The sequence below is a fragment of the Flavobacterium sp. TS_SC_5 genome, from assembly GCF_056156265.1.
The window spans coordinates 3,249,776-3,274,800 of the sequence record NZ_CM149588.1; the positions used below are offsets into that span (position 1 = coordinate 3,249,776).

The 25,025-nt window shown below is 32.0% G+C and carries 26 protein-coding genes and 1 pseudogene; all 27 read left to right on the top strand.

Annotated features, from left to right (window positions below):
* Nucleotides 1-71: 71 nt before the first annotated feature.
* The 27 genes and pseudogenes from AC0J6S_RS13940 (at nucleotide 72) to AC0J6S_RS14070 (ending at nucleotide 24,823) form a co-directional block, all read left to right on the top strand.
* Nucleotides 72-4,268, top strand: a complete 4,197-nt coding sequence (locus AC0J6S_RS13940) for a CheR family methyltransferase (RefSeq protein WP_474954360.1) — start codon at nucleotides 72-74, stop codon at nucleotides 4,266-4,268.
* 278 nt (nucleotides 4,269-4,546) lie between these two features.
* A complete protein-coding gene (locus AC0J6S_RS13945; RefSeq protein ID WP_474954361.1) occupies nucleotides 4,547-4,741 on the top strand; it encodes a hypothetical protein in 195 nt (64 codons plus the stop codon).
* A gap of 561 nt (nucleotides 4,742-5,302) precedes the next feature.
* Complete coding sequence (locus tag AC0J6S_RS13950) at nucleotides 5,303-5,671, top strand: DUF892 family protein (protein WP_474954362.1); 369 nt, start codon at nucleotides 5,303-5,305, stop codon at nucleotides 5,669-5,671.
* 3 nt (nucleotides 5,672-5,674) lie between these two features.
* Nucleotides 5,675-7,057, top strand: coding sequence for an NAD-dependent succinate-semialdehyde dehydrogenase (locus AC0J6S_RS13955; RefSeq protein ID WP_474954363.1), 1,383 nt, complete (start codon nucleotides 5,675-5,677; stop codon nucleotides 7,055-7,057).
* A gap of 455 nt (nucleotides 7,058-7,512) precedes the next feature.
* Complete coding sequence (locus tag AC0J6S_RS13960; protein WP_474954364.1) at nucleotides 7,513-8,601, top strand: alkene reductase; 1,089 nt, start codon at nucleotides 7,513-7,515, stop codon at nucleotides 8,599-8,601.
* Nucleotides 8,602-8,664: 63 nt separating this feature from the next.
* A pseudogene (locus AC0J6S_RS13965) lies at nucleotides 8,665-8,895 on the top strand (class I fructose-bisphosphate aldolase); the annotation flags it as partial.
* A 332-nt stretch (nucleotides 8,896-9,227) separates the two neighbouring features.
* On the top strand, nucleotides 9,228-9,701 hold the full coding sequence (locus AC0J6S_RS13970) for a Dps family protein (protein WP_474954365.1): 474 nt from the start codon (nucleotides 9,228-9,230) through the stop codon (nucleotides 9,699-9,701).
* A gap of 24 nt (nucleotides 9,702-9,725) precedes the next feature.
* Nucleotides 9,726-9,848: a hypothetical protein gene (locus AC0J6S_RS13975; RefSeq protein ID WP_395380509.1), complete on the top strand. Its 123-nt coding sequence runs from the start codon at nucleotides 9,726-9,728 to the stop codon at nucleotides 9,846-9,848.
* Between the two features lie 316 nt (nucleotides 9,849-10,164).
* The gene (locus AC0J6S_RS13980) at nucleotides 10,165-11,547 is read left to right on the top strand and encodes an OmpA family protein (protein ID WP_474954366.1); all 1,383 of its coding nucleotides are present in this window, start codon (nucleotides 10,165-10,167) and stop codon (nucleotides 11,545-11,547) included.
* A gap of 375 nt (nucleotides 11,548-11,922) precedes the next feature.
* On the top strand, nucleotides 11,923-12,306 hold the full coding sequence (locus AC0J6S_RS13985) for a hypothetical protein (protein WP_113665907.1): 384 nt from the start codon (nucleotides 11,923-11,925) through the stop codon (nucleotides 12,304-12,306).
* A 51-nt stretch (nucleotides 12,307-12,357) separates the two neighbouring features.
* Nucleotides 12,358-12,579, top strand: coding sequence for a hypothetical protein (locus tag AC0J6S_RS13990; protein WP_474954367.1), 222 nt, complete (start codon nucleotides 12,358-12,360; stop codon nucleotides 12,577-12,579).
* A gap of 119 nt (nucleotides 12,580-12,698) precedes the next feature.
* A complete protein-coding gene (locus AC0J6S_RS13995) occupies nucleotides 12,699-13,139 on the top strand; it encodes a hypothetical protein (RefSeq protein ID WP_474954368.1) in 441 nt (146 codons plus the stop codon).
* 225 nt (nucleotides 13,140-13,364) lie between these two features.
* Nucleotides 13,365-13,823, top strand: coding sequence for a PA2169 family four-helix-bundle protein (locus tag AC0J6S_RS14000; RefSeq protein ID WP_474954369.1), 459 nt, complete (start codon nucleotides 13,365-13,367; stop codon nucleotides 13,821-13,823).
* 266 nt (nucleotides 13,824-14,089) lie between these two features.
* A complete protein-coding gene (locus tag AC0J6S_RS14005) occupies nucleotides 14,090-14,848 on the top strand; it encodes an MlaE family ABC transporter permease (protein WP_474956372.1) in 759 nt (252 codons plus the stop codon).
* Between the two features lies 1 nt (nucleotide 14,849).
* On the top strand, nucleotides 14,850-15,626 hold the full coding sequence (locus AC0J6S_RS14010) for an ABC transporter ATP-binding protein (RefSeq protein ID WP_474954370.1): 777 nt from the start codon (nucleotides 14,850-14,852) through the stop codon (nucleotides 15,624-15,626).
* A gap of 18 nt (nucleotides 15,627-15,644) precedes the next feature.
* The gene (locus AC0J6S_RS14015) at nucleotides 15,645-16,529 is read left to right on the top strand and encodes an MlaD family protein (protein WP_474954371.1); all 885 of its coding nucleotides are present in this window, start codon (nucleotides 15,645-15,647) and stop codon (nucleotides 16,527-16,529) included.
* Nucleotides 16,530-16,639: 110 nt separating this feature from the next.
* The gene (locus AC0J6S_RS14020) at nucleotides 16,640-16,846 is read left to right on the top strand and encodes a hypothetical protein (protein ID WP_165151098.1); all 207 of its coding nucleotides are present in this window, start codon (nucleotides 16,640-16,642) and stop codon (nucleotides 16,844-16,846) included.
* A 210-nt stretch (nucleotides 16,847-17,056) separates the two neighbouring features.
* Nucleotides 17,057-17,242, top strand: a complete 186-nt coding sequence (locus AC0J6S_RS14025) for a CsbD family protein (RefSeq protein ID WP_474954372.1) — start codon at nucleotides 17,057-17,059, stop codon at nucleotides 17,240-17,242.
* Nucleotides 17,243-17,386: 144 nt separating this feature from the next.
* Complete coding sequence (locus AC0J6S_RS14030; RefSeq protein WP_474954373.1) at nucleotides 17,387-17,848, top strand: sll1863 family stress response protein; 462 nt, start codon at nucleotides 17,387-17,389, stop codon at nucleotides 17,846-17,848.
* Between the two features lie 193 nt (nucleotides 17,849-18,041).
* Nucleotides 18,042-18,659, top strand: a complete 618-nt coding sequence (locus AC0J6S_RS14035; protein ID WP_474954374.1) for a porin family protein — start codon at nucleotides 18,042-18,044, stop codon at nucleotides 18,657-18,659.
* Nucleotides 18,660-18,693: 34 nt separating this feature from the next.
* Entirely contained in the window at nucleotides 18,694-18,846 is a 153-nt protein-coding gene (locus tag AC0J6S_RS14040) for a lmo0937 family membrane protein (protein WP_474954375.1), read from the top strand.
* Between the two features lie 51 nt (nucleotides 18,847-18,897).
* Nucleotides 18,898-19,050: a lmo0937 family membrane protein gene (locus AC0J6S_RS14045; protein ID WP_113633709.1), complete on the top strand. Its 153-nt coding sequence runs from the start codon at nucleotides 18,898-18,900 to the stop codon at nucleotides 19,048-19,050.
* 33 nt (nucleotides 19,051-19,083) lie between these two features.
* Nucleotides 19,084-19,362: a YtxH domain-containing protein gene (locus AC0J6S_RS14050; protein WP_474954376.1), complete on the top strand. Its 279-nt coding sequence runs from the start codon at nucleotides 19,084-19,086 to the stop codon at nucleotides 19,360-19,362.
* 52 nt (nucleotides 19,363-19,414) lie between these two features.
* Entirely contained in the window at nucleotides 19,415-19,762 is a 348-nt protein-coding gene (locus AC0J6S_RS14055) for a hypothetical protein (RefSeq protein WP_474954377.1), read from the top strand.
* Nucleotide 19,763: 1 nt separating this feature from the next.
* Entirely contained in the window at nucleotides 19,764-20,120 is a 357-nt protein-coding gene (locus AC0J6S_RS14060; protein ID WP_474954378.1) for a hypothetical protein, read from the top strand.
* An 804-nt stretch (nucleotides 20,121-20,924) separates the two neighbouring features.
* Nucleotides 20,925-22,712, top strand: coding sequence for an Ig-like domain-containing protein (locus AC0J6S_RS14065; RefSeq protein ID WP_474954379.1), 1,788 nt, complete (start codon nucleotides 20,925-20,927; stop codon nucleotides 22,710-22,712).
* Nucleotides 22,713-22,789: 77 nt separating this feature from the next.
* A complete protein-coding gene (locus AC0J6S_RS14070) occupies nucleotides 22,790-24,823 on the top strand; it encodes an OmpA family protein (protein WP_474954380.1) in 2,034 nt (677 codons plus the stop codon).
* The last annotated feature ends 202 nt before the right edge of the window (nucleotides 24,824-25,025 follow it).

The window sequence follows — 25,025 nt, forward strand, 5'->3', positions numbered from 1 at the left end:
TTAAAAAAATAATTTTAACAAATCTCATAGTTGATCCTTAAAACTATGAAATAGTATATATATCTAATACAATGGAATCATCCAAAAAGTCCTCATCAAAAAAATTGATACCAAACGAAAATCTAAAAGAAGAAGCAAAAGAAAACTCCTTCACGGTTGTAGCTATTGGTGCCTCAGCCGGAGGACTGGAAGCCTTTAGTCTTTTATTGAAAAAATTACCCGTTGATACAGGCATGGCATATATCTACGTACAACACCTAAGCCCTGACCATAAAAGTTTACTGACTTCAATTCTTTCTAAGATAACAAAAATGAAAGTCCAGGAAATTGATAATATGGAGAAGATGGAACCCAATAATGTCTATGTGATTCCACCCAATAAAGTTATAGAGGTAGTTAATGGACACATTCGATTGCATCCCCGTATTAAAAAAAATATTCCAAATCTAACTATTGATGTTCTTTTTTCCTCTCTTGCTGAAACACATAAAGAAAATGTTATTGGTGTAGTGCTTTCGGGTTATGCCAGTGATGGTATGATTGGACTTAAAGCTATTAAGGATGCTGGAGGTGTAACCTTTGCGCAAGATGAAACTGCACAAGCAACCAGTATGCCTAATTCAGCCATTACTCTAGGTGTGGTAGACTATATTTTGTCTCCAGAAGAAATCGCTGCTGCATTGGTTCGCATCAGTAAAAAAGGTATTTCTACCAATTCTAAGAAAGAGGAAGAGGAAGAAATAACTATTGAAAATAATAACTTCGATATAAATACCATTTTTGAGCTATTACTTAAAGAAACCGGAGTAGATTTTAGTCACTATAAAATGCCTACCATAAAGAGAAGAATAAGTCATAAAATGCAGCAATATAGAATTAAAACGATACAGGAATATGTAAAGCTTTTACTCCAAAAAAATAACGAAATTGAAATTCTTTATACTGACTTATTAATTAATGTGACCAGTTTTTTTAGAGAAACTGAAACTTTTAATTTTTTAAAAACTGATCTGTTAGCAAAACTCTTAAAAAGTAAATCAACAGAAGAGACTTTAAGAATATGGGTTCCAGCCTGCTCTACAGGACAAGAAGCGTATTCCATTGCAATGATTATTGCCGAATTACAGGATACTAAAACGAATAAAGTACCAATCCAGATTTTTGCAACTGATCTAAGCGAAGAGGCAATCAGGAATGCTCGGAATGGAGAATATTCTCAAAGCGATGTGGAATCTCTTCCCAAAAAATATTTAACTCGCTTTTTTACTAAAGAAGGTGAAAATTATCGAATCATTAGAGAACTTCGAGAAATGTGCATATTTGCACCTCACAATATTTTACGAGATCCTCCATTTTCTCGAATGGATTTTGTTAGTTGCTGTAATCTTCTTATTTATTTTGATTCTGCTGCCCAGAAAAAAGTCTTTGCATCGCTACATTTTGCATTGAAAGAGGGAGGGTTTTTAATGCTTGGAAAAGCAGAAAGTATTGGGACATCCTCACTGCTGTTTACTATTGTAAACAATAAATTTAAAATTTATTCTCGAAAAAATAATTTGGGAGTGAAAAAAATACTTGATTTGACACCTCGTTTCACACGCACTAATATGTCTAATAAAAAAGTAAATACTCCCGCTAAAAACGTAAGTGTAAATCAAGAAAGTATTGAAAACGCTATCGATTCAACACTTCTTGCCAGTTATATGCCTGCATGTGCTGTAGTCAATAAAGACATGGAGATCCTGCAATTCAGAGGTGCAGTTTCCTCCTACCTTGAACATAGTTCCGGAAAAGCGAGTCTAAATATTTTGAAAATGGCCCGACCTGAATTTGCTTTTGAACTCCGTAATGCTATTAATAAAGCATTGGAAACAAAACAAACTGTCTATAAATCCGGGATCGAAATAAAAGTAGACTCCGTTTTGCGAATGATGTCATTTGAAGTTTGTCCTCTAAAAATTGAATGGGAAGAGCCATTATTACTTATTGTGTTTAAACCTCAGGAACTCGTAGAAAATTTTATTGAAAACAATTCAGATACGAAAAGTAATACCACGCTAAAAGATTTAAAAATAAAAAAACTGACGGAAGAGCTGAATAGTGCACGTACAGAGATGATTGCCATTGTTGAAACCCAAGAAACAATTTATGAAGAATTACAAGCCGCAAATGAAGAAATAGTTTCCTCAAATGAAGAATTTCAAACTCTTAATGAAGAGCTTGAAACATCAAAAGAAGAAATTGAAGCCACGAATGAAGAGCTTATTTCTACCAATTTTGAGTTACAAATGCGTCATGATTTATTAATAGAATCACATGAATATTCAGAGGCTATTATTGCCACTATTCATGAACCAATGCTTATTCTTAATAAAAATTTTCATGTAATATCAGCCAATAAATCTTTTTATAAAAAATTTATGGTGGATAAGGAGGAAACAGAAGGGAAATTATTATTTAATTTAGGAAACAAGCAATGGAATATTACACAACTTCGTTCAGTTCTAAATAAAATTTTTGAGAAAAATAGTAGTTTCGAAGACTTTGAAGTTACCCATTCTTTTTCTGGAATTGGAGAACGAATAATGTTGCTTAATGCTCATTTAATTATTCAAAAGAAAAATAGTGAACCACTAATTCTTCTTGCTATCGAAGATATTACGGATCGCTCTCGTTATTATCTTAAAGAAAAATATTCTCTAAGTCTTATTGAAGCAAGTTTGGATCCATTAACCACAATAAATAATGAAGGTAAAATTACAGATATGAATCGGGCAACTGTAAACATTACTGGTTTATCCCGTGCAAAATTAAAGGGATCAGATTTTTTTGGGTATTTTACGGAGCCTGCAAAAGCTCGTGCTATTTACAAAGAAGTATTTGCTAAAGGCTATATAACCAATTCTCCACTTAAACTTCGTCACCAGAGTGGCAAGCTAACAGATGTTTTAGTAAACGGATCTGTTTATAAAGATGATAAAGGAGATGTTTTAGGTGTTGTAATTGTTGCCAGAGACGTAACTGATCAAAAAAGAATTGAATCCGAACTAATAGAATCTAAAGTTTTTGCAGAATTAGCCACTTTAGTAGCTGAAGACGAAAAAATAAAAGCAGAACAAGCCACACTAATTGCGGAAAATGCAATGAAAGCAAAACAACAATTTTTGTCTAATATGAGTCATGAAATTCGGACTCCTATGAATGCAATTATTGGATTTACCAGAGTAATTTTAAAAACGGAATTGTCCGATAAACAAAAAGAATATTTAAATGCAATTAAAATTAGTGGCGATACTTTAATTGCACTGATAAATGACATTCTTGATTTAGCAAAAGTGGACGCAGGTAAAATGATTTTTGAAAAGAAACCATTTAAAATGGCTGTTTCATTAGCTTCTATGCTTCAATTGTTTGAGACAAAGATTCAGGAAAAAAATTTAAAATTAGTTACTAATTATGACACTAAAATACCTGAAGTACTTTTAGGAGACTCTATTCGATTACACCAAATTATATTAAATCTGGTTAGTAATGCTGTTAAATTTACATCGAAAGGCGAAATAACAGTTACTGCCAATATATTGTTTGAGGATGAGGAAAAAGTTATTATTGAATTTGAAATTACTGATAGTGGAATTGGTATCCCCGAAGATAATATAGAGGTAATATTTGATAACTTCCAACAGGCTACTAACGGAACCTCTCATCAATATGGTGGGACTGGTTTAGGATTAGCAATTGTTAAACAATTAGTTACATCTCAGGGAGGAAGTATTCGCGTCAAAAGTAAAATTAATGAAGGCTCCACATTTAGTTTCACCTTACCTTTTGAAAAAACCCTAGATTTTACGGATTTAGAAACTGATTTAGTAGGGTCGTCTACATCTTTAAAAAATATCAAAGTACTAATTGTAGAAGATATCGCTCTCAACCAGTTATTGATGAAAACAATATTGGATGATTTCGGTTTTGAAAGAGATGTGGCTGAAAATGGAAAAATTGCAATCGAAAAACTACAAAAAAAATCATACGATATTATTTTAATGGACTTACAAATGCCAGTCATGAATGGATTTGAAGCTACTGAATACATTAGAAAAACTATGAATTTAAAAATCCCGATAATTGCGCTTACAGCTGATGTAACTACTGTAGATTTAGGAAAATGTAAAGCCGTAGGAATAGATGATTATATTGCTAAACCCATCGACGAACAGTTGTTATTTGCAAAAATTGTGGAGCTAACAAAAAACAAAAGGAACAAATAACAACTCCATTACGGCAAAAAAACGCCTTCTTTATACTCATAATCAATGATCTAAGAATAATATTTTAGTGTGAAAATTTATCAGATTGACTTTAAACTGTGAATGATATAACTTTTATTAACAATTGTGTAACACTTTGGATGTTCCATAAAAATACATTTGTGAAGTAATTAGGGCCTTCTTAAAACGGAATGTTAATTACTTAAAAGTGTTTGTCTTTAAACTAATTTAGTTAAAAACAATCGCTAAAAAAAATATAAATCTTAAAAATCAAAATCATGAATTTAAAAAGAATCTTCGGAGCATTACTTACTGCTCTTGGAATAGGTGGACTTATTTACACTGCAGTTATATTTGCAAGTACTTCAGGCGAAACAACAGATATTAAATCGTTAATCATCTACGGAGTTTTAGGTATATTATTCTTTGTTTCAGGAATTAGCTTAGTTCGTACAACTAAAGACGAATCATAAATTATATTTTTGCTTTTATGATTCTATTTTTTTTAAAACAAATTGAAACAGACAAGCACAAATAAGTTGACTACAATTCATAACTTCCTTTTTACTATATAAAAGGAAGTTTTTTTATTTCCATCGTAATTGCTTTTTTTGCATTACCGAACTTAAAACACCAAATAAAGCGCTCCCATTTTTTTAACTTACAGCTTTTTATTTTATAGCCTACAAATATTTCTGTTCATTTCCAAAGTCTTTTCTGCCAAGACTCTAATTTCATTCGATATTAAGCAGGTGATTTATCAAAATAATAAAAATCCTTTAATAACAACTGACCTTCAACCTATAGTGAGTTGTATAGCTGCAATCCTTCATTCTTTTTATCAAAATCTAAATGGCTTTAGTACTTTAATAAGGAACGCAATTACAAAAGTTATTTCCTGATTGATTTCAAAAGATTAATTTGATAATATGTGAAAGATGTAATACATAACATTAATTGTGTAATACTTTAGAACTGTTATAACCTCAACTTTACGATATCGAATTTTTGTACTTCAATAAAATAAAAAACAAATGAAAAGTACCGTAACCAAAACTGATAAAAAAGTAATGCTAGAAAAAGGGAAAGGGAATTCAAATGAAACATCTTCTAAAACTAGTGAAGGTTGTCGAAATATTTTTGTAGAGGAACTAAAAGAAATTTACTTTACAGAAAAAGCACTGATAATCTCGATTCCCCTATTGATTAAAAATGCTGTCACTGATGAACTAGCAGATGCACTCAAAGTACATCTTCAATTTACGATAGACCACATCAAACGCTTAGAAGAATTTTTCAATTCCATTGGCGAAAAAGACATCATCTTACAATACGAAGCAATGTACGGTTTGGTTACCCCACAAAAAAAACAAGAAATTACAATTAATCCTTCTAAAAAATAAAAAATGGCTATTCAAACTGTTAATCCTTACACCAATAAAGTCGTACGCTCTTTTGAAGAAATGACTGATAAAACTGTTGATATGTTGGTTGCACAATCCGCAAAAACATTCGATACCTGGAAAGAAACTAATTACGAGCAACGTGCTCAAATATTGCACAAAGTAGCTTCTTTGATGCGCGAAAAAAAGGAATACCTTGCAAAAATTATCACGCTCGAAATGGGTAAATTAATTGCTCAGGCTGAAGGTGAAATTTTATTAAGCGCTGATATTTTTGATTATTATGCTACTAATGCTGCGAAATTTTTAGCTGACAAACATCTGGAACCCGAATATGGCAGCGCTTACGTTCGTTGTAGCCCCATTGGTGTAATATTTGGAGTTGAACCATGGAATTTTCCGTTTTATCAAGTGGCGCGTTTTGCTGCTCCAAACATTATGGTTGGAAATACAGTTCTTATAAAACATGCGTCGATGGTTCCGCAATGTGCCATTGCCATTGAAGATTTATTCAATGAAGCCGCAGCACCAGCAGGTCTTTATACGAATCTATTTATTTCAGGAAAACGTGCATCTTCTTTAGTTGCAGATAAAAGAATAAAAGGAGTTTCGCTTACTGGAAGCGAGGAAGCTGGTGCAAGTATAGCATCAGAAGCCGGAAAATATTTAAAAAAATCAGTACTGGAATTGGGTGGTAGCGATGCTTTCATCATTCTTGAAGATGCCGACATTGATAAAGCTGTTGAATGGGCAGTTGTAGGTAGAATCAATAATAATGGCGAATGTTGTGTAGCCTCTAAAAGATTTATAGCTGTAGAAGCAATTGCAGATGAATTCATTGAAAAATTCAAAGAAAAAATGTCCAACTTAGTTGTTGGTGACCCAATGAACTCCACAACTGAATTAGGACCGATGAGCAGCGAAGAAGCTGCCGAACACATTATAGATCAAATAAGAAAATCTGTTGAGGCTGGAGCAACCATTTTGCTTGGTGGAACTCGGTCTGATCTTCCAGGTGCTTTCGTGCAGCCTACTATTCTAACCGATTTGAAGCCAGAAATCCCTGCTTATTATGAAGAGATATTTGGACCTGTAGCTTCTTTCTACAGAGTCAAAGATGAACAAGCAGCAATAACTTTGACAAATGATTCCAGTTTTGGATTAGGATGTTCGATATTTACTCAAGACATAGAACGTGGTAAACGTATCGCTGATAAAATTGGTACTGGAATGGTATTTATCAATCACCCAACTTGGACCCAAGCTGATTTGCCTTTTGGAGGAACTAAAAATTCAGGTTACGGAAGAGAATTATCTGAGTTAGGAATTCAAGAATTTGTAAACAAGAAACTCATTCGTATTAGCGGGCTTTCAGATCCTATGTAGATCTAAATTGAACTGAAAATAAATATATTTTGTTAGGTAGCATTTTTTCTGATTTGCCAGATTGGCGTAACGGCATCAAGAACATAGGGGTTTTCCAATCTTCCGCCTATGACCAACGAACCGGTACACGAGCTTGATACCCGTTAATTAGAACATTAAAAAGGAATGTTGCCTAACTTAATTTTTAGTCTTTAGTATTTTCAAAGATTTTGTTTAAAATTATGTTAAACAAAAAGTATATTTAAACAATGCATCACCCTTTGCAAATATAAAATCATTTTGAAACGAAATGAAGACTAACTATAAGTTTAAATATTCGCAAAAGCTTTTTATCTACAATATTTTTAAAGCTAAAGAACATGTTGCAAGACCATAACGTTATTTTAACTGATATTTTTAATTTATAATTTACGAATTATAAGTACCTTTATATCAATAACTTAGAAACAAAAATCATGGATAAATTTGAATTATTTACACCAAAAAAATGGGGTTCCTTAGACCTTAAAAACAGCATTGTAATGGCGCCTATGACAAGATGCAGAGCGATTGATAATATTCCCAATGAACTAATGGCTAAATATTATCTCCAACGTTCTGGTGCCGGACTAATTATAACCGAAGGAACCTCACCATCTCCAAATGGATTAGGATACGCAAGAATTCCAGGTGTTTTTAATGCTGAACAAGTAGAAGGCTGGAAAAAAACCACAAGTATTGTCCATAAAAATGGAGGGAAAATAATTGTTCAACTGATGCATTCGGGGAGAATCAGTCATCCGCTGAATATGCCCAAAGGCACGCAAATATTTGCACCTTCGCAAGTCAAGGCAGCTGGACAAATGTGGACTGATGCCAATGGTTTACAAGATTTTGTAGTCCCAAATGAAATGACGCTTCAAGATATTTTGCATGCAAAAACCGAATTTATTTCTGCCGTAGAGAATGCTCTTTTTGCAGGGTTTGATGGTGTCGAATTGCATGCTGCCAACGGGTATTTATTAGAAGAATTTCTTTCCCCGGTAAGCAATATTCGAACCGATGAGTATGGAGGGAGCATAGAAAATCGTTGCAAGTTTGTGATAGAAGTGGTTACAGCCGTAGCGCATGCCATTGGGAAAGAAAAAACCGGAATTCGACTTTCTCCTTATGGAGTAGCTAGTGATATGCCACATTATCCTGAAATTGACGCTACTTACGATTATTTATCTAAAGAACTTAACAAACTTGATATTGCGCACATCCATCTTGTGGATCATTCGGCAATGGGTGCGCCAACAGTTCCCAATGAAATCAAAAAATTAATTCGTCATAACTTCAAGAATACCTTAATTACCTGCGGTGGTTATACCAAAGAAAGTGCAGAATCAGCGCTGGAATCAGGACTTACAGATCTTGTTGCTTTTGGAAGGCCTTTCATCAATAATCCAGATTTAGTAGAAAGATTTCAAAACGATTGGCCTTTATCAGAAGACCTCAATATGGATTTATTTTATACGGCTGATGAAAAAGGATATACTGATTATCCAGTTTATAAAATCTAATTCCACTCTATTTTTCGATTTTTAACAACTCACTTAAAAGCAAAGTTAAAATGAAAGATATATCAAGTTATGAATTGCTATTCCGGCAGAATTGGGATGATTAATTCAGGAGGTGAATCTAAAGGAAAATCTGATTTGGTGGAAGCCATAAAAACAGCAGTAATAAATAAAAGAGCTGGCGGAGCCGGAATGATTATGGGAAGAAAAGCGTTTCAACGGCCGTTCCATGAAGGTTTTGAGCTCATACATGCCGTTCAAGAAATTTACTTAGCCAAAGAAGACTCAATTGCATAATTGATATTTAATTTTGAACTGACACAATCACCTTTGAAATTATTTATAGAAAAGGAAAAAGTTCCATTAGAAAATACAGTTTTAAATCCACACATATTACAACATCGACCCTGTTTATTGTTTAAATTATTGATTAATAAATAGTTATTAAGTTAAAAGTGTGAAAGATGTAACTAATTCTTGTAATCTTATAATACTTTTTTAAAGCAATAAAGAGACCTTTGTAAGAAGCACTTCTTGGATAAAACATAAACGAGTTTTTAGTTCTCTTAAGAAGATAAAAAACAAATTATTTTACAAAATATAAGTAATCAAAATAAAATTTAGAAAACATGAAAATTAAAATCGGAATTACAGAAGCGCATTTAAAAAACAGTATTTCAATCCTTTCTTCAATTTTAGCAAATGAAATGACGCTATATATTAAATTAAGAAAATTTCATTGGAATGTATCTGGACAAAGTTTTATGGAATTACATAAATTGTTTGAAGGACAATATACACAACTGGAAGTTTCAATTGACGAAACTGCAGAACGTATTAGTAAATTAGGTGGAAAAACGATTGGAACAATGAAAGAGTTTTCAGATTTAACAATTATCAAGGAATCTCCAAATCAGTATCCAGGTCAAAAAGAAATGCTTAAGGAGTTATTAGAAGATCATGAAACGCTAATCGTTCAGTTAAGAAAAGATGTTGACGCTAGTGCTGATGAAAATAAAGATGCAGGAACAGCTGATTTCCTTACAGGTTTGATGCTAGCTCACGAGACAATGGCTTGGACATTGAGAAGATATTTAGAGTAATTCATAAACAAAGTCCTTGTAATAATGGAAAATTTAGAACCAGATATGTCCTACACGTCAAGAAGTAATTGCAGAGTTGGAAAAATAACTGCTAAAGAATACATTGAAGAATCTGAACTGACACCAGAAAAGGATTTTCAAAAGTAATATTTAGTCAATAAAGAGAATCAGCAACCATTTTGTTTTTAACAAAAAATGTAAACTTTTTAAAAAATTAATTAGAACCATTTAAAAAAAACTTCTTTCAAAACTTTCTCCATGAGCAGTTAACAAAAGAATGATTTTTTTAAATAGTTCTTTTTTTTGCCGATTAACTAATGGTTAATTGATGGTGTACATTTAGAATAAAAAAAGGAAAAATTCTTCCCAATGTGTGAATGATACAACTTATTACAATAGTTCTATAACAATTGACAACCCAATGTTGACAACCTTTGTATCAAACAATATAATATAAATAAAGATGAAAAAAATCCTATTACTATGTATATGCTTAGCATTTACATTAATATCAAAAGCACAAACAGAAGACAAGAAATGGAATGTTGGTCTTCATGGTGGTGTAACACAATACCAAGGTGATTTAGGAAATAATTTTTACAAAACTGATAAAGCGTTTTACGGTTTTGGTGGAGTCTCTGTTTCTAGATATTTAGGTCGTTATTTTGATTTGAACTTTTTAGCTTCTAAGGGAACAATTGGTTACAACAACAGTCCTTCAGGAAGTTTTAAAAGCGATTTTAATTCGGTTGCGTTAAACTTAAGATTTAACATGACAGGACCTGAATCTATTGTTAGACCTTATGCATTTGCAGGTGTTGGAGCAATGTTATTTGACAAAGATTTAAACTTTGATCAAGACAGAATTGATTACGCCTTACCTACAGCGGGTGGTGGAATAAATTTCAAATTGAATGATATAATTACATTAAACCTACAAGAAACTTTTAGTTTTTCAAATAAAGACAGAAGAGACGGTGTTGATAATGGCAAAAAAGACGCTTATTTATCTCACATGGCTGGTTTAACTTTCAATTTAGGTGATAAAAAAGATGCTGATAACGATGGTGTTTCAGATCGTAATGATACGTGTCCTGAAACTCCGGCTGGTGTAGTTGTTGATGAAAATGGTTGTCCATTAGATAGAGACAAAGATGGTGTTGCTGATTATTTAGACGCTTGTCCAGATACTGCAGGTTCTGCATTATTAAACGGTTGTCCAGATTCAGACAATGATGGTGTCGCTGACATTAATGACAAATGTCCAGATACTAAACCAGGAACTAAAGTAGACGCTACTGGTTGTGCTATGGATAATGATAAAGATGGTATTCCAAATGATTTAGATCGTTGCCCAGATGTTGCTGGTCCAATGAGTTTAAACGGTTGTCCAGATTCTGATGGAGACGGTGTTGCTGATATTGATGACCGTTGTCCTACAGTAAAAGGAACTATGGAAAATAAAGGATGTCCGGAAATCACAAAACAAGATGTAGAAAGAATTACTTACCTAGGAAGTAAAATATTCTTTGAAAACAATAGTGCTAAATTAAAAGTTGGTTCATTAGTTCAATTAGATGAATTAGTAACTATCATTAATAAATATGATGCTTCTAACTTAGTTATCGAAGGACATGCTGATAGCAATGGTAGTGATGCTTTGAACCTAGAATTATCTCAAAAACGTACTGAATCTGTTAAAAATTATTTAATGGAAAAAGGTGTTTCTGCATCAAGAGTTACTGCAGTTGGTTATGGTGAAAGCAAACCAATCGCTACAAATGCAACGGCTATTGGTCGTGCAAAAAACAGAAGAGTAGAGTTGAAAATGACCTACGAAAAATAGTAAGATTAGGTTGGGTTTTGGTTTGGTTAGTTGGAGGGCTGTTGGAAACAACAGCCCTTCTTTTATGCTTTACAGTGAGATGAGCACTTATTAAAACGATCCAGAAAATCTAGTTTCTGAGGACCATTCAAAGAAAAAATACAAAACAACTCATTGCCCAACTACTCCTTTACCATTGAAAGGAGATGCAAATTATTGAGCGTGGTTTTAAATCTGATTAACTTTTCATAAAGAATTTACATGTGAATTATATAAGTTTTATCTAAATTTATATAATAAAAATCAATAACAAATAGCTGAACTTTAGACTTTTATAATTAATTATCGTAATCTATTAAAACATGTAAAATTTATTATTTCCAAAAACAGATTATTATGACGGCATCAAAAAAATTAGGGATTTGGATGGATCATTCCTTTGCCCATTTAATGGAATTCACATCAAAACATTTTGAGATTGAAACAATTGAATCAAAGTTTTCACTCAAGGAGAAGAAAAAACATCTGGCAAAAAATGAAAATTTGATGCTTGAAAAAGAGAAAAAACAATTGTACGACTATTACAAAAAAATAGGAGAAACAATTAAAAACTACAAACGCGTAATCCTCTTTGGTCCTACCAATGCCAAAGTAGAACTTTTTGATCTTCTTAGTGAAGACGAGCGTTTTCTGAAGATTAAATTCGAAATCAAAAATACGGACAAGATGACCGCAAGCCAGCAACATAATTTTGTAAAAGAATACTTTTCCGAAGCATAATATTAAACACTTAAAATCACTTTAAAAAAAATAACTTTAAATAAATTACAGATGAAAACGAAACCCATAGGAATTATCTTGATTGTTTTAGGAATACTAATGTTGTTTTACAATAGCTTCAATTTTACAACTACCGAAAAAGTGGTTGATATAGGTCCAATACAAGTAAACAAAGAAGTAAATCATCCCGTAGCTTGGTCCCCTATTATAGGAATCGTAATCGCTATAGGAGGCGTTGTTTTATTGGTGGTTGGCAACAAAAAAAACGGATAAATTATTTTAGACTGTGATTATTTACGTGTGAATAATGTAAATTTTTATAATATTTATATAACATATTTTACCGCTTTACTATTGAAATTTGTATCATAAACCAACTCAAGGAACATACAATGACAATTCGATTAAATTCAAATATTAAAAAATTATTTACAGGATTTTTAGCACTAATTATGTTGTTGTCTTTTGCATCATGCGGGAAGAATATAGCTTTTCAAAACTCCTCAGTAGTTCCCGCCGCAGAGGGAAAAGTGAGTGTAAAAAAAGACAGTAACAAAAATTATTCGATTGGAATAAAAATATCAAATTTAGCCGAAGTTAATCGGTTGCAACCTTCAAAAAACGTTTACGTTGTTTGGATGGAAACCGAAAATTCTGTTGTGAAAAATATTGGACAAATAAAAAGCGACACCGGTTTTATGTCCTCGAAACTTAAAGCCACCTTTGAAACGGTTACGTCATTTAAGCCTTCAAAAATAATTATTACCGCAGAAGATAATGCAGATGTAAAGTATCCTGGAATGCAACTAATTCTGACAACAAATAGATTTTAGTTTAATTGAAAATTTTAATTTATTAAGCAGATTGTTACTGACCAATTTATTTGATTATACTGTTCTGAAAAAAAATTAATAATATTTTTATTATAAAACGATCGAAAAATATCTTTAAGGAATTAGAAGAAACTGATTTAAGAGTAACGATAAATCACTATTATTCACCAAAAATTCCCTACCCAAAAATTATGTTCGAAGTTAGATAAATACGCAATAGTTAAGATGATGAATAAAGAAAAATCAATTGTAGTGTTAAATAATCTTATTGAAATCAACAACGAAAGAATTGAGATTTATAAAACAGCAAAAAAAGTAACTGAAGAGGATGATTTGAAAGATTTATTTTCTGAATTTCAAAATACCAGCACAATATTCAAATCAGAACTTATTGAAGAGGTTCATAAAATGGGAGGAGTTCCTGTTTTTGAATGTAGAAATAACAGTTTGTTGAAAAGACTTTGGATTAATTTTAAATCGAAATTTATCGGAAAAGACAGAGAAGATATTTTGAATACAATGGAATACAACGAATTTGTAGCTATAAAAAGTTATAAAGATTCCTTGTCTGGTAATTTCGATCATCTAACCGCAGAACTTCATATCTTGATTAAATCGCAACAAATGTTATTGACAGCGGATCATGATAAAGTAAAAAGGCTAGGCGATTTGATGTTATCATAAATTATAAATATGATGTGATTTTTACTTTTTTGTCATTTCGTTATTTAAAATTTTAAATTTATTGACTTGAAGACAGAAATTATATTCCAGAATTTCATCAAAACGAACTCTCCATTTTTTTAAAATTGCAAACTCTTTCCTCACAACCACTTTTTTCCTTTTTACTATTCTTGCGTTACAATTAGAATAAGAGATTAAATACATCCAAAAATTATAAAAAATAGTAATGATAAATGAATAAAACAGTAACCGAAAAAAAAGAAAGTATAATCAGCTATTTAAAAGATACTTTTAATGATGTAGGTAAAGTTACCTTGTTTGCCACACGTTTCTTTAAAGAGGTCTTAAAACCTCCATACGAAATGAAGGAATTCATCAAACAATGTTATAACATTGGCTACAAATCATTACCATTAGTGACTATTACTGGCTTCATTATGGGATTAGTTTTGACCTTACAATCAAGACCTACTTTAGCTAAGTTTGGCGCAGAATCCTGGCTTCCAAGTATGGTTGCATTATCGCTTATTAGAGAAATAGCTCCGGTAATAACTGCTTTAATTTGTGCAGGTAAGGTTTCTTCAGGTATTGGAGCCGAATTAGGTTCTATGAAAGTGACTGAACAAATTGATGCTATGGAAGTTTCAGCCATAAATCCTTATAAATATTTAGTTGTTACCAGAATTTTGGCTACTACGCTTATGATCCCATTATTAGTAATTTATGCTGATGGTATTGGAATTATTGGTGGTTATGCAGGCATAAATATTCATGGAGAAGTAAGTTTGTATCGCTATCTGGCTCAAGTTTTAGAATCAATAACTTTTTTGGATATATTTCCGGCAACCATGAAAACTTTTTTCTTTGGTTTTTTCATTGGGATGATTGGTTGTTATAAAGGATTTAATGCTGCTAATGGAACTGAAAGTGTTGGTAAGGCAGCTAACTCTGCTGTTGTCACTGCATCGCTGACTATCTTTATTATTGATATGCTTGCGGTACAAATAACTGATTTATTCTTTTAAAATGATGCAAGAAATAACAACAACAGGCCATACTCCTATTTCTAAAACAAATGCTCCAGTTATAGAAATAAAAGATCTTTATAAATCCTTCGGAAAAAACGAAGTTCTAAAAGGAATTAATTTAATCGTAAACAAAGGTGAAAACCTTGTAGTATTAGGAAAATCCGGTTCAGGAAAATCAATTACAATAAAATGTTTAGTTGGTTTAATAGGAGTTGATAAAGGAGAAATAAATGTTTTTGGAACTGACATCACAAAATTAGACAATACCGAGCTTAACAAAATTAGAATCAGAATAGGTTTTTTGTTCCAAAACGCAGCTCTATATGACTCTATGAGTGTTCGCGAAAATCTTGGCTTTACTTTAAAAAGGCATGCTAAAGATTTATCTGCGGAGGAATTAGAAAACCAAATTGTTGAAGTTTTAGAAAGTGTTGGTTTGAGTGAAGCCATTGACAAGATGCCTTCGGAACTATCCGGTGGTATGCGCAAAAGAATTGGATTAGCAAGAACTCTCATCCTAAAACCTGAAATTATATTATATGATGAACCCACTACAGGATTAGACACGATAACTTCTAGAGAAATCAGTGAACTTATACTGGAAATCCAAAAGAAAAATAAAACATCTTCTATCATAATTACACATGATATGCCGTGCGCAAAGCATACTAGCGATCGTATCGTTATTTTGAAAGAAGGCGTAATACATATTGAAGGATCGTACGAAGAATTAGAAAAAAGCGACGATGAATGGGTTCGTTCTTTTTTCATGTAACCAATAAAAAAATAAAAAATGAATAAAGAAGCTGGATACCAATGGAAATTGGGAATGTTTGTAATTATAGGATTAGTACTTTTTGTAGGAACCATTTATTTTGTTGGAAAACAAAAAAATTTATTTGGCTCTACATTTGAATTGTATTCAAAGTTTAATTCGGTTAATGGACTTGAAGTTGGAAATAATGTTCGTTTATCAGGCATAAATATTGGTACGGTTGAAGAAATTGATTTTTTGAATGATACCGCGGTTGTGATTAAATTAGTCATAAAAGAGGAAGTTCGCAAATACATCAAGAAAGATGCTGTTGCGAGTATTAATTCCGATGGTTTGATGGGTGATAAAATTTTAACCATTTCATCCGGTAAAAATTCTAATGTAATTGTTGAAAACAATAACTATATAACTTCCAAAAGATCGATAGAAATGGATGATTTAATGGTGAGTGTCAAAAAAAGTGCTGATAATGCTGGCGTTATTACTGCGCAGTTAGCGCAATTTAGTTATAGCATGAACAATGGGAATGGTGCATTATCCAGGTTAGTTTCTGATGAAGAATTTGGAAACAGCATTAAAACCATGGTTACTAATCTTGAAAATAGTTCTACTGAATTCAAAAAATTTACTGTAAATATGAATAACGGAAAAGGAGCCTTATCAAAACTGGTTAGCGATGAAAGAATGGGAAAAGTGATAGATTCTTCATTGACGAATGTTAAATCAGCAACAAAAGGATTGAATGAAGTTATTGAAGCTGCCAAACATAATTTCTTATTGCGAGGTTATTTTAATAAAAAGAAAAAAGAAGAAGAAAAAAAACAGGAAGCAGCAACTGATTTAGAAGAGGAAGAAATGAAAAGAGAATTAAAAATTGGTGCTGAAAATGATTCTTTAAAATAGTTAGAAATCTCAATATTTACTGATTTAAAACATCGAACATCTCAACAAGTATGATGTTTTAAATTTTTATTTTCAATCCCAACATATTTATTCATCACATATAATTTATCATGAAAACAGAAAAAGAAATAAATCAAGCGATACTTGAAATTACTATGAAAATACGTACTGAATATCCAGAATTAATTAAATATTTATCAGAGATGCCAGTGACAATTCCCGACGTTGAAAATCCCGAAATGACTATTAAAGTATTGAGCGATTATCATGAATCACTTGTGAATATAATAGAGAAATATATTTCAAGCCATAAATAAACATAAAATGCAACTACATAATTCGCATCTGAATTCTTAATAGTAAAAAAAACATTATTTTATTTCTTTACATTTTCTACTAATCTGTATTGTAATCTATTGAATCAGTGAATAATGAAACTAATCTATAAAGTTATATAACTGCTTCCCTTTGTAAACGGCCGAACTTTGTAAAGTGAAAACTATTTTACAGACAAGACACAAAAAACAATGGATTCGATAGAGCGAGAGGGAAACTGGGAAGAACAAAAAAAAAGGTTAAAACAAAAGTTTGCAGCTTTAACGAATAATAAAGCACTTTTTTCAGAGGAAAAAAAAGACGAAATGCTAAAAAATTACCAAGCAAAACTTGGGATAAGCAGAAAAGAATTACTTGAAATATTTGAAGGTTTATAGGTTCTATCATTCTTTGACTACTCTTAAATTGCTGTATTGAAAAATTAAAATTTTGTCCAAAAAATAATTTCAATACTTTAATAATTTTACCAAAAAAAACACAATAAACTGTAAATCAAATCAATAATTTAAAAAAAACACAAAATGAAAAAAATATTTTTTACACTTGCAATTACAACATTCATGGCTGGAACTCTTTTAGTAGGATGCCAGGACACTTTAAAAAAAGAAGAAGCTGCCAAAGATAACGTCGAAGAAGCAAGAGATAAACTAGATGATGCAAAAGAAGAATTATCAGATGCTAGAGCCGCTGCTACCGAGGAAGAATGGAATGAATTCAAAGAAAGTACGAATGCTACTATTACGCAAAATGAAATTCGCATTGCAGAAATGAAAACCAAAATGAAAAAAACTGGTAAATCTATTGATGAAGCGTATGCTAAACAAATTGAAGCATTAGAGCTAAAAAACAAAAACATCAAACTAAAAGTTCAGGAATACAAAAATGACACCAACAGCGACTGGCAATCTTTCAAAGAAGAATATAATCGAGACATGGATGAATTAGGTACTGCAATGAAAAACTTGACAGTAGATAATAAATAGAAAATGTAAAAGGCGAGTTTTAGAACTCGCCTTTTTTTGTTAATAATTTAACTATCAATATTTTAACAATTTAACTATTTATTAAAATACTCTAAAGTGTGAATAATGTAACTTTAAATAAAAGTAATGTAACAATAGGGTAAGGTAAGATGCGGATATTTGTAATATAATAATTCATTAAAAAACAAACAAAATGAAAAATTCAAAAAAACTGATTTTTGCTTCATTAGTATTAAGTTTCATGACTTTTACGAGCGCACAAGCGCAAGAAAAAACCCCTTCTTACGGTTTTAAAGGTGGACTAAACTTTTCTAATTTTTATACAGCTAATGTAGATGACAGTAACATACTCACAGGTTTCAATGCTGGTTTATACGCTAAATTCCCAATTACGAATAGTATCGCAATTCAGCCTGAAATTAATTACACAACAAAAGGTTCTGAGCAAATATACAACAATGGCCAAGTAATTGAAAAATTCAATGTAAATTATATTGAAGTACCAATTTTATTAGTTGCAAATTTAACTGATAATTTCAATGTGCATGTTGGTCCATACGCAGCCTACATGGTTAGCGGAAAAACATCAATTGATACTAATTTTGGATCTTCTACAAGTGAATTAAACACTGATGATTTCAACAAATTTGACGCTGGTATCTCTGGTGGTCTAGGAATTGATTTAGATGTAGTAAATTTTGGTGTTCGTTACAACTACGGTTTAACTAAAATAGGAAAAGACAATAGCTTTACTTCATCTGACGCAAAAAACAGTGTGTTAAACGTTTATGTAGGATTGAGACTAAACTAAATAATTAATAACTAATCATTTAAAACTAAAAATCATGAGCAATCTTCTTTACACCATCGCAGTAATCTTAGTTATCTTCTGGGCAATTGGATTCTTCGCCTACAGTGCAGGATCACTTATTCACATTCTCCTAGTTATTGCAGTAATTGCAATCTTATTCAGACTTATATCAGGTAGAAGAATTTAATTCAAGACTACTAAAAAAAATCAAAATTATAAATCATTAAAAAAAAACAAAATGGGTAATCTTCTTTATACAATCGCGGTAATACTAGTTATTTTTTGGGCCATCGGATTTTTTGCATTCAGCTTAGGATCAATTATCCACGTACTTCTTGTAATTGCAGTTATAGCAATACTTTTCAGACTTATTCAAGGTAGAGGTATTTAATTCAATTTTAAATTAATAATAAAATAAATAATTATGAAAGCAGATAAAATAATATTAGGAGTTTTAGGCGGAGTGGCTATTGGAGCATTATTAGGAGTATTGTTTGCACCTGAAAAAGGAGACAAAACAAGAAAAAAAATAATGGACAAAAGTAATGACTATGCTGACGAATTAAAAGGTAAGTTAGATACTTTATTAGGTACAATTACTCAAAAATACGAGAAAATCTGGAAAGAAGGAGAATCTTTAGTTTCTGAAGGAAAATCTAAATTTTACGATGCTAAAAACGAAATTAAAAATACAAATATCTAATTAGATATTCCATTTTTAAGATTTCAAAATTAAATTCATTACACATTATATCATGGAAAACAACGCAACAACAATAGAAATGCTTTTTGAAAGAGCAGAGGATTATACAAGAACAACAGTAGAATTGGCGAAGTTACATGCAGTGGATAAAACTGCTGATGTTGTATCCTCTCTAATTTCTAGAATAGCTGTTTCTATTGTTTTTGCGATGTTTGCCTTTTTGGTCAATATTGGTCTTTCCTTATGGATTGGAGAATTAGTTGGAAAAATATATTATGGCTTTTTCATCGTATCCAGCTTTTATTTACTTATAGCAATCATTCTTTACATCTTTAAAGATGAGTGGATTAAAATGCCTATCAGTAATTTCATGATTGTTAAAATGCTTAAAAAAAATTAATATGAAGAAGGTCAACCAAACAGATATTCTTAAGGAAACTATCTTATTAATGAAAATGAAACAAGCTGACGAATTAGTGCAACTAAAAGATCAGTATCATTATACCCTTGAAAGTTTAAAACCTTTAAATCTCATAAAAAATGCGTTTGGCATTATAGCTACGTCCCCAGAAATTAAAGGGAATATCCTCAGCAATGTTGTAGGAATGACTACTGGATACATAACTAAAAAAGTTTTGCTCGGATCTACTCACAATCCAATAAAAAGAATATTGGGAACAGTGTTACAATTTGTAATTACCAACATTGTTACAAAACAGTCTGAAAAAGTAAAGGAAAACGACTTGCAAAATGGCTAATTTTTGATCGATCTATTTTTTCTATTAAATTCTATATCTCTTAAATCATTATCTTTACTTCGTTATTGATAATAAATTGACTGCTTTTTGTCATCGTCTTGAAAATATTTCTTGAAAAATTTTAAATTGAAGCAAGATGACTAAAATAGCAAACAAGGAAGAATATTAATAATAAACTTGCTTTTCAAAATCAAAAAAATGAAAAGCGTGCCGAAGAATTAATCATTGCTAATAAAGCACTTACTTTACCCATTGCTACTATTTTACGTATTTCTTAATTCCTGAATCAACCTTCAAATTCACCCGAAGAATTGAAAAAATCATTAGTTTAAACGAAACAATCTGCTTTGGCTCTTGATATTTACACCAAATAAGTCACTGTTTTTATTTTTAGCTCTAACCAAAAAGGGAAAAAAAATATAGAGATTTAAGAATTAAAACCTTAAATATTTTTTCAATTCTAAAAATACAATTCAATGTATTCAACTTTTTGTTTTGACTATTGATACTCAATTTTAATTGCTCTCTACATTTTTTTCAAATTCACCTTCCCTTCTAAAGTAGTGCTCTAAATGACATTTTTAGAACACTTACTTGTCTTATTTTCTAATTTTTTCAATAGGTATAATAAACTTTTATTCAAATAATAAAAATACAACTACTTTATTTACAACAAAATAACAGCTTCTAAGTATTTGTAAACAGTGAATCTTGCAACTTATCTTCCTAATTGTATAATACTCACTGACTTTTATAAAACAACCTTTGTTTTTACAAAATACTTAATCCCCTAAATTAAAAAAAATGAAAACAAAAAAATTACTATTAACCTTTGCAATACTTTTTATTGCACTAGTTACCGGTTGTGCAAAAGATGATTTTCAAGAAATCGATGGCGTATGTCCGGCAATAACAATTACTACTCCAACAAACGGAGCTACAAATATCCCTCTTGATCAATTAATTTCGGCCACTTTTAATGAAGAAATGAATCCTGAAACAATAAATGAGTCTTCATTTACTTTGTCTAATGGTACTTCACAAATACCAGGCGTAGTTACTTACGTTGGTACTACAGCAACCATTACCCCATCAGCTTTACTTGCTCCTAATACTACCTATACTGCAAGAATAGCAAGAACAGTAAAAGACCTTACAGGTAATGCTTTACAAACAGAAACTATTTGGACTTTCAGTACTGGTTTAACAGTTACTCCAATGGTTGCAACTACTGATCCTGAAGATAAAACTAATAATGTGGTTTTAAATAAATTAGTAAGTGTTACCTTCAATATGCCGATGAGGGCTTCAACTATTTCAACAACTTCTTATACTTTAAAACAAGGAACTACAGCTGTTTCTGGAACTGTAACGTATAGTGGTTCAACAGCGACTTTCATTCCATCTGCGCCTTTGGCAGCTAATACTGTTTATACTGCTACTATTTCTAAAGCAGTAACAAATTTAGACAATACAGCTTTAATGGCTGATTATGTATGGCAATTTACAACAGGTTCTTTGATTGCCCCTACTGTATCATCTACAGATCCAATTAACCTATCAACGGGAATAAGTCTTAGTAAATCGATTACTGCTAACTTCAGTATGATTATGGATGCGTTAACAATTAATGGAACAACTTTTACTTTAAAACAAGGTACTACAACTATTGCTGGAGCCGTAAGTTATTCTGGAACTACAGCCACTTTTAATCCGACAAGTGATTTATTAGAGGGTACACTTTATACAGCTACAATTTCAACTGGTGCAAAAAATGTTGCAGGTGTTGCATTGGCAAATGACTATGTATGGAGCTTTACTACATTGGTTACTAATTCCCCTGCTCCTACTGCAGGTTTATTCTTCGGAATATTTGGTGGAAACGCTGGAATTACGAATCAAGGTCTTAACACTAGAATTAATAACGGAGGCATCGGAACAACTGCAGCTTCTACATTAGTAACTGGATTTACTGATAAATTAGCTTCTCCAAATGAATTTTATGATATTACTCCGCTTAACAACGGACTTGTTTTTGGTGGAATTTTTACTGCTGCACCTGCACCAGGAAATGCTACAAAAGCACAAAAAGCATTAGAAGGACTGAATGAGGCAAGAGCATTATATAATAGTATTTCCCCGGCTTCAAAACCAGGAGGAAGTGATCAAGGATCTGGTGAATTAGGAGCCTTAACATTGGCACCTGGTACTTATAAATCAGCTAGTGGTGCCTATAAAATCACTAATGGTGATCTTACATTAGATGCCCAAGGTAATCCAAATGCAGTTTGGTATTTCCAAGCAGAGTCTTCATTAACAGTTGGTTCTCCAGCAGCTTCAAGAAGTGTTAAATTGATAGGTGGAGCTTTGGCTAAAAATGTTTATTGGTACGTAGGTAGTACTGCAGTCATTAATTACGCAGGTGGTGGTGTAATGGTTGGAAACATCATTGCAGAAGAAGGAGTTACATTGTCTTCTCCAGCTAACAGCACAACGCTTGTTGGTCAAGAAACAGTATTGAATGGAAGAGCTATTTCTTTAATTTCCTCGGTAACTATGGTAAATACGATTATTAATATCCCTGCTAACTAAACAACAACTATCAGATTTAAATCTCCCGTCTTGGGGCGGGAATTTTTTGAATGAAACCTAATAATTAAGACACAAAAATGAAATCAAAAACTAAATATACTGAGAAACCATGTGTTGCATGGTCTCCGAATCACCTTAAAATTAAAAGCGTTGCGATAATTGCTTTGTCATGGTTAAGTGCTCAAACACCTATACAAGCACAGGAAGCACAAGCAGTTAAATATGCAAAACCTTCTTGGTTCTTTGGAGTTGCCGGTGGTGTAAATGCTAATTTTTACCGTGGTTCTACAAATCAGCTGAATGCTGCTTTCACACCTCCTGCTACTTTTCATGATGGAGATGGTGCTGGACTTTTTATTGCGCCACTTTTAGAATATCGTCCTGCAACTTCAAGATGGGGAGTTATGTTGCAAGCTGGTTTTGATAGCCGTAAAGGATCTTTCGATCAGGTGCTTACCGATTGCGACTGCCCTGCAGATTTATCTACTGATCTTAGCTACATCACGGTAGAACCTAGCGTGCGTTTTGCTCCGTTTAAATCTAATTTCTACCTTTATGGAGGTCCACGTTTGGCTTTCAATCTGGATAAATCATTTGAGTATCAATTAGGTATTAATCCGGCATTTCCTGACCAGGAGGCTTCTCCTGCGGTTCCGAGTGACTTTAGTGAAATTGAAAAAACTATTTTGTCCATGCAAATTGGCGCTGGATATGATATTCCACTTTCTTCGGATAGTAACAAGACACAGTTTGTTTTATCTCCTTTTGTATCTTTCCAACCTTATTTTGGTCAAAATCCACGATCTACAGAAACATGGAACAACACTACAATTAGAGCCGGTGTAGCCCTTAAATTTGGACAGGGACAAAATATCCAACAGGCTACTGACATGGTTAAAGACCGTGAGGTTGATTTCACTGTGAATTCTCCTAGCAATGTTCAGGGTGAAAAAAGAATGACTGAAGTTTTCCCTCTTAGAAACTACGTTTTCTTCAACGAAGGATCAACTGAAATTCCAAACCGTTATGTTTCATTGACAAAAGATCAAGTGAAAGATTTCAAAGAAGATCAATTGGAAACTTTTGCTCCAAAAAACTTGTCAGACCGTTCTAAACGTCAAATGACTGTTTATTACAATGTGTTAAACATTCTTGGAGATCGTATGCAAAAAAATCCTTCAGCGACAATTACTTTGGTGGGTTCATCTAATAATGGTAATACAGATGGTCTTGCAATGGCAGAATCAGTGAAAACGTATTTAGTAAATGTATTTGCAATAAATGCAGCTAGAATTACAACCAAAGGTCAAGACAAACCAAATATCCCATCCGAACAACCAGGAGGAACGCAAGAATTAGTATTATTACGTGAAGGAGATCGCAGAGTTTCTATTGAAAGTAATAGTTCTGATTTATTGATGGAATTTCAAAGTGGTCCTGATGCACCATTGAAACCAGTTCAGATTGTTGCGTTACAAGAAGCACCAGTTGAAAGTTATGTAACCTTTAATAATAAAGGAGCCGGCGAAGCTTTATCTTCTTGGTCATTACAAATAGCTGACGAACAAGGAAAAGTACAATCATTTGGACCTTACACTGAAGACGAAGTTAAAATCCCTGGAAAATCAATTTTAGGAAGTCGTCCAGAAGGTAATTATAAAGTAAAAATGATTGGTCAAACTAAAAGTGGTAAAATCATAGAAAAAGAAACTCCGATTCATGTTACACTTTGGACCCCTGCAAAAATGGAGGATGGCATGCGCTATAGTATCATTTATGAATTTAATACATCTAAAGCAATTATGATGTATGAAAAATACCTTACTGAAGTTGTAACACCAAAAATTCCGGTTGGAGCAACGGTTGTTATCAAAGGTCATACAGATATTATTGGTGAAGAAGCGTATAATCAAGGATTATCTCTTGCACGTGCAAATGATGCAAAAAATATCATTGCAAATGCTTTAGCTAAAACTGGTAGAAATGATGTCAAATTTGAAGTTTCTGGTTACGGTGAAAATGAAAATAATGCTCCTTTTGACAATAAAACTCCAGAGGAACGTTTTTACAATCGTACTGTAATTATTGATATAATTCCTGCTGTTAAATAAGTCAAATTAATCGAGAATACATTTTAGAAATACACAAAAAGGATAGAAACTTAAAATTCTATCCTTTTTTTTGTTCAAAATTTAAAAGTATAAATGCTTCATAATCCAATGGATTGGAATCACTATCTTTTTAATAATTTTATACTAAAAGCGTTTCGTTCAATATTACAAGTTCCAAATTAGATTTGAAAGTGTGAATTTT

Bases quoted from the DNA above. Each gene is read 5' to 3' on its own strand.
- AC0J6S_RS14035 (WP_474954374.1), top strand. From the start codon at position 18,042: ATGAAAAATTCAAAAAAACTGATTTTTGCTTCATTAGTATTAAGTTTC.
- AC0J6S_RS13985 (WP_113665907.1), top strand. From the start codon at position 11,923: ATGACGGCATCAAAAAAATTAGGGATTTGGATGGATCATTCCTTTGCC.
- AC0J6S_RS14025 (WP_474954372.1), top strand. From the start codon at position 17,057: ATGGATTCGATAGAGCGAGAGGGAAACTGGGAAGAACAAAAAAAAAGG.
- AC0J6S_RS13995 (WP_474954368.1), top strand. From the start codon at position 12,699: ATGACAATTCGATTAAATTCAAATATTAAAAAATTATTTACAGGATTT.
- AC0J6S_RS14040 (WP_474954375.1), top strand. From the start codon at position 18,694: ATGAGCAATCTTCTTTACACCATCGCAGTAATCTTAGTTATCTTCTGG.
- AC0J6S_RS13975 (WP_395380509.1), top strand. From the start codon at position 9,726: ATGGAAAATTTAGAACCAGATATGTCCTACACGTCAAGAAGTAATTGC.
- AC0J6S_RS14055 (WP_474954377.1), top strand. From the start codon at position 19,415: ATGGAAAACAACGCAACAACAATAGAAATGCTTTTTGAAAGAGCAGAG.
- AC0J6S_RS14065 (WP_474954379.1), top strand. From the start codon at position 20,925: ATGAAAACAAAAAAATTACTATTAACCTTTGCAATACTTTTTATTGCA.
- AC0J6S_RS14015 (WP_474954371.1), top strand. From the start codon at position 15,645: ATGAATAAAGAAGCTGGATACCAATGGAAATTGGGAATGTTTGTAATT.
- AC0J6S_RS14045 (WP_113633709.1), top strand. From the start codon at position 18,898: ATGGGTAATCTTCTTTATACAATCGCGGTAATACTAGTTATTTTTTGG.
- AC0J6S_RS14010 (WP_474954370.1), top strand. From the start codon at position 14,850: ATGATGCAAGAAATAACAACAACAGGCCATACTCCTATTTCTAAAACA.
- AC0J6S_RS13950 (WP_474954362.1), top strand. From the start codon at position 5,303: ATGAAAAGTACCGTAACCAAAACTGATAAAAAAGTAATGCTAGAAAAA.
- AC0J6S_RS14060 (WP_474954378.1), top strand. From the start codon at position 19,764: ATGAAGAAGGTCAACCAAACAGATATTCTTAAGGAAACTATCTTATTA.
- AC0J6S_RS13945 (WP_474954361.1), top strand. From the start codon at position 4,547: ATGAATTTAAAAAGAATCTTCGGAGCATTACTTACTGCTCTTGGAATA.
- AC0J6S_RS13970 (WP_474954365.1), top strand. From the start codon at position 9,228: ATGAAAATTAAAATCGGAATTACAGAAGCGCATTTAAAAAACAGTATT.
- AC0J6S_RS14030 (WP_474954373.1), top strand. From the start codon at position 17,387: ATGAAAAAAATATTTTTTACACTTGCAATTACAACATTCATGGCTGGA.
- AC0J6S_RS13990 (WP_474954367.1), top strand. From the start codon at position 12,358: ATGAAAACGAAACCCATAGGAATTATCTTGATTGTTTTAGGAATACTA.
- AC0J6S_RS14000 (WP_474954369.1), top strand. From the start codon at position 13,365: ATGATGAATAAAGAAAAATCAATTGTAGTGTTAAATAATCTTATTGAA.
- AC0J6S_RS13980 (WP_474954366.1), top strand. From the start codon at position 10,165: ATGAAAAAAATCCTATTACTATGTATATGCTTAGCATTTACATTAATA.
- AC0J6S_RS13955 (WP_474954363.1), top strand. From the start codon at position 5,675: ATGGCTATTCAAACTGTTAATCCTTACACCAATAAAGTCGTACGCTCT.
- AC0J6S_RS13960 (WP_474954364.1), top strand. From the start codon at position 7,513: ATGGATAAATTTGAATTATTTACACCAAAAAAATGGGGTTCCTTAGAC.
- AC0J6S_RS14070 (WP_474954380.1), top strand. From the start codon at position 22,790: ATGAAATCAAAAACTAAATATACTGAGAAACCATGTGTTGCATGGTCT.
- AC0J6S_RS13940 (WP_474954360.1), top strand. From the start codon at position 72: ATGGAATCATCCAAAAAGTCCTCATCAAAAAAATTGATACCAAACGAA.
- AC0J6S_RS14050 (WP_474954376.1), top strand. From the start codon at position 19,084: ATGAAAGCAGATAAAATAATATTAGGAGTTTTAGGCGGAGTGGCTATT.
- AC0J6S_RS14020 (WP_165151098.1), top strand. From the start codon at position 16,640: ATGAAAACAGAAAAAGAAATAAATCAAGCGATACTTGAAATTACTATG.